The following is a 1,423-nucleotide window of genomic DNA, read 5'->3' as shown; positions in this document are numbered from 1 at the left end:
TCAGGATGTGCCAGAACTTCCTTCAAAAGCAGGTCCAGCATACCCATGTGAGCCCTGGCTTTCTCTTCATTTAAATAATAACCATCATAGCGCAAAGTAACAGTGAGCGTGTCGTCGTGCTCGTAGGATAAAATCGTCAGAGGATAATCGGCCTTCTCTACAAAGTTCCGCATACTAATCCGGCCATCCATACCCTCTCCTTTCGGGATCGGATAATTTTCAAACACAAACAGGCTATGAAACAGCCGGCGACCATCTCGTTGAAGTTTGGCAAGATCGGCAAAGCTATGGGTATTCAACATCGTAACCCCTTCCTGAATCCGGTGAAGCTGTGTAAGGATCGTGGCATCATTGTTCCAGTCCACTATCAGCGGAAGGGTATTGATATACAAACCAACACTCTCCTCAATCCCTTCAACAGGAAGATCACGGCCCGACACCGTCGTCCCAACGATACTTTGAGTGCTGCCGCTGTAAACCTGCAATAGCTTATGCCATATAAACTGCACCATCACATTGATCGTGATCCCTTCCCGCTGACTGAAAGCCTTCAATGATTTATACGTGGATCCACCAATGGTCAGCACGCTCGTGGCTCCTTCCCTTACCTGCTTATAACTATCAAGGTCGATCCCCTCACTCAGTAAGCCACTTATATCGGTGGCACCCTCGACCTTTTCCAATACCTTATTCCAATACGGAAGCAAACCACCCTTGTTCTTACTGATGTATTCTTGCGCCAACAGGTAACTCCTGTCTTCCTCAATATTTATCTCCTTATTACTCCTCAGAGCATTATAATAACGCTCCACACTGCCCAGTAAGACAGAACCACTCCATCCATCGGACACACTATGATGTTCTGTCTTCAACACCGTATAATAATCCTCCGACTGCTTTATTATATGAAGCCGTAACAACGTAGGCTTGGTAAGATCAAATCCCCGTTTCCTGTCTGCAACCTGGATGGCTTCTATCGCAACATCTTTCGAATGCTGGTCGGGAAGACCACTGATGTCATGCAATGAATATTCCAGATGACCTCTCTTATAAACTATCTGGATAATCTCTTCCTTCCAGTTAAAGCCAGTCCGAAGCACCGGATATTGTTCTATACATTTCTGCCAAGCCTCCAGATAAACATGTACCTCTATCTTCTTATGATAGTCATACAGAACCTGGACACGATAAGCATCATCATCATCCTGGCTTAATGCATGATAGATAAAACCCTGCTGTAAACTGCTCGCCGGATAGATATGTGCTATCTCGTTTCCGGAGGACCGGCTGCTTAAATACAATTCATCCAGTATCAGCCGGCTTATTTTAACATTCTTAAAATCACTGGGGGTATAACTAGCCCCTTCACGATCCAGCTTCTCTTCACAATGATGGATGATCGCCTTCAGGTGAGACTCCAGAC

At 45.5% G+C, this 1,423-nt stretch carries 1 protein-coding gene; it reads right to left on the bottom strand.

Going from position 1 to position 1,423, the window contains the following annotated elements:
* On the bottom strand, positions 1-1,423 hold a 1,423-nt coding region (locus tag J2X69_RS24735; RefSeq protein ID WP_310109545.1), incomplete at both ends, for a condensation domain-containing protein.

The sequence above is a fragment of the Algoriphagus sp. 4150 genome (assembly GCF_031457395.1).
GTDB lineage: Bacteria > Bacteroidota > Bacteroidia > Cytophagales > Cyclobacteriaceae > Algoriphagus.
Note: the sequence above shows the minus strand (reverse complement) of the source record. Positions and strands in the feature narration are given on the sequence as shown.